This is a genomic window from Herbaspirillum lusitanum P6-12 (assembly GCF_000256565.1).
GTDB lineage: Bacteria > Pseudomonadota > Gammaproteobacteria > Burkholderiales > Burkholderiaceae_D > Herbaspirillum > Herbaspirillum lusitanum.
Genome location: NZ_AJHH01000438.1, coordinates 1 through 3,329, shown reverse-complemented (window position 1 = coordinate 3,329; position 3,329 = coordinate 1). Strand labels below are relative to the sequence as shown.

The 3,329-nt window shown below is 63.7% G+C and carries 3 protein-coding genes; all 3 read left to right on the top strand.

Features of this window, described 5'->3' with window-relative positions; translation table 11 throughout:
* On the top strand, positions 1-431 hold a 431-nt coding region (locus tag HLUSI_RS0114055; RefSeq protein ID WP_029363521.1), incomplete at its 5' end, for a winged helix-turn-helix domain-containing protein.
* On the top strand, positions 432-1,730 hold the full coding sequence (locus tag HLUSI_RS0114050; RefSeq protein ID WP_016834567.1) for an ATP-binding protein: 1,299 nt from the start codon (positions 432-434) through the stop codon (positions 1,728-1,730).
* A gap of 429 nt (positions 1,731-2,159) precedes the next feature.
* Positions 2,160-3,329, top strand: a 1,170-nt coding sequence (locus HLUSI_RS0114040; protein WP_016834566.1) for a class I SAM-dependent methyltransferase, incomplete at its 3' end; no start/stop codon positions are given.

Genomic DNA, 3,329 nt, shown 5'->3' with positions numbered 1-3,329 from the left:
GCCTTGAAATGGGCGCCGACGATTACATGCTCAAGCCGGTGCAGCCGCGTCTGCTGCTGGCGCATCTGCGCGCCATCCTGCGCCGTCACGAAGGCCAGCCCGAAGCGGTCGAAGTGCGCCAATTGCAATTCGGCGAACTGCAGATCGATCTCGCCGCGCGCCAGGTGTGCTGGAAGGGCGAAGAGATTGATCTCAAGACTTCCGACTACAACCTGTTCGTGATCCTGGTGCAGGCCGCCGGCAAGGTGCTCAGCCGCGATGAACTGCTGCGCCGTTGGCGCGGCATCGACTTCGACGGCATGGACCGGACTGTCGACGTCAGCATTTCGCGCCTGCGCAAACGCTTCAACGACGATGCGCAGGAACCGCGCAAGATCAAGACGGTGTGGGGGCGCGGTTACCTGTTCAGTCCGATCGCCTGGGAGGAGTAAGTGCTCCGCAATCTGGTTCGCTTGTATCTGGTTATCGCTGCCCTGGTGGTGGCCTCCATTCTTGTCGTCAACTACGGTTTCCCGCATCTGTTCGCGGGCCAGTTCGCCAAGGCCGTGCGCGCCGGTTTCAATGGCGAAAGCTTCATGCTCAATCGCCTGTTGTCCGGCCGCAGCCAGGCAGATCAGGAAGCGTTGCTGGCGCAGTTGCGCGCGGCAGCTCCTGAACGTTACAGCCGCCCAGTGCAGACGCTGGAGCAATTGCCGCCGTCCGTGCGCGAACAGCTGGCGCAGTATCCCGTCGGCTGGGAACTCACCGGCAGCAAATGCTGTGTGGTCTACGTCAGACTCGACGACGGCGGACTGGTGCGGGTGCAGTCGCTGGAAGAATTGCCGATGGTGGAAGTAGTAGCCTACGTGCTGGTCTTCAGCACCATCCTGGCGGCGGTGTGCATCTGGCTGATCCCGCATTGGCGCGACCTGGAAAAGCTGCGGCTGGCGGCGGCGCGTTTCGGCGGCGGCAGGCTCGACGCCCGCGTCGGGTTGTCGGGACGCTCGTCAATCCGACAATTGAGCAGCCACTTCGACCGCATGGCGGATCGCATCGGCAAGCTGATTCATGCGCAGCGCGACATGGTCAACGCGGTCTCGCACGAGTTGCGCACGCCCTTGTCGCGACTCGAATTCGGCCTCGACATCCTGCAGCATCACGCACCGGATACCGCCACGGAAAATCGCATCCTCGGTCTGCGCAAGGATGTCGAAGAGCTTGAGGCGCTGGTGGCCGAGCTGCTGACGCTGGGCATGCTGGAGCACGACCGCCAAGGTGTTTTCACCGAGACCGTGGCCTTGCCGGAATTCCTGCGCGATACCTGCGGCGTCACTGCCGAAGCGCTGGCGTTGGGCAAGCTCGAACTGCGCTGCAGCGTCGACGGGCAACTCGCGACCGTGGTTACCGAAGCGCGCACCCTGGCGCGCGCCTATTCCAACCTGGTGCGCAATGCGGCGCAACACGCGAATTCAGTCGTCCGCGTCCGCGCCGAGATGGCGGCGCCGGATGCATGGACGCTGGTGGTGGAAGATGACGGCGCCGGCATTCCGGAGGCTGAGCGCGAGCGCGTGTTCGAATCTTTTTACCGGCTCGACCAGAGTCGCGATCGCGCTACCGGCGGCTACGGCCTCGGCTTGTCGATCGTGAAAAAAATCGTTGCGCGGCACGGCGGCAGCATCAGCGTCGGCGGCAGCGAACTGGGCGGAGCGATGTTCATCATGCGTTTACCACTGCGGCAACTGCCACCCTGAATACGGACCCGCGCAGAATCCAAATCAAATCAGAAGCCGAATTCCGGACGGAGGTAGGCGGCCAGCCAGATCAGCATGGCAATCGTGGCGGCAAGCAGAATCTTGTTGCTCGGCATGGCGAGGGTTTTTGTTGTTGGGGGTGCCCGGCATTCTAGGCTGGTAAAGGCCGCGCAGGTATGTCTATCTGTGGGCTAACTGTTTAAATTTGTGCGAACCGGGGCATTCCTGCGTCCTTTTCAAGAAAATTGGTCTGACCTTTTTACCTTCCCGTCGGTATCTCACTGGCAGCGCCGGCAGCACGTTCAACGCGCCGTCAGGGGCGGTGACAATCGCCGGATACCAGACCGTGGCAGGGCGTCGCCGGAGAGAAAGACGCAAGCCGCCGATTCTGCGACACTGCGGGTTCTGCCAACCAGCGAAAACAGACCCATGAACGGCAACTGGACCGACGGCTACGTCACCGACATCGGCTACACCCACGGCTACTATCCGCAACTCAATCCGGCGCGGCTGCAACTGGCGTTCGCCGCCGCCGGCCTCGACAGTCCGCTGGTGCGCACTGCCTGCGAACTCGGCTTCGGCCAAGGCCTGAGCATCAACATCCATGCCGCTGCATCGCCGGTGACCTGGTACGGCAACGACTTCAACGCGGCCCAGGCCGCGCATGCGCAGACGCTGGCGCAGGCGGCCTGCAGCGGCGCGCAACTGGAGCAGGCCAGCTTCGCCGAATTCTGCACGCGCGAGGAACTGCCGCAGTTCGATTTCATCGCCATGCACGGCATCTGGAGCTGGGTCTCGGCCGACAACCGCGCACTCATCCGCGACTTCGTCGACCGCCGCCTCAAGCGCGGCGGCGTACTCTACGCCAGCTATAACACCCAGCCCGGCTGGGCTGCGTTCATGCCCTTGCGCGACCTGCTGCTGCGCCATTTCGACATGCCGTCCAACGCCGGCAAGGGTAGCGCCGAACGCATCGATGCGGCGCTCGATTTCGCCGAGCGCATGTTCGCCGCCGAACCGGTCTACGCGCGCGCCAATCCTTTCATGCAGGAGCGCATCGCGATCCTCAGGAAACAGAGCCGGCATTACCTCGCGCATGAATATTTCAACCGCGACTGGCACGTCGAGTCCTTCGCCGACATGGCGGCGATCTGGTCCGGCGCCGGGCTGGAGTTCGCTTGCTCGGCGGATTTTCGCGACCATCTCGACATGGCCAACCTGACCCCGGCGCAGCGCGAATTCTGCGACGCCGTCGACGATCGTCACCTGCGCCAGAGCGTGCGCGACTTCATGGTGAACCAGCAATTCCGTCGCGACTACTGGGTGCGCGGTGCGCAGGCGCTGGACGCCGCCAGCCACCAGGCGCTGCTGGCGCAACAACGGGTGACCTTGCTGACCGTACCCGGGCAGATCCCGATGACGCTCAAGACGGTGTCTTCCGAGATCACGCTGAACCAGCATATCTACGGCCCGGTCATCGCCGTGCTGGCCGACGGGCTGCCGCATTCGCTGGGCGAGATCGCCGGCATCGTCGGCAGCCGCAACCTCGGCCTGCAGCAGGTGCTCGACACGCTGATGATGCTGATCGGCAACGGCCAC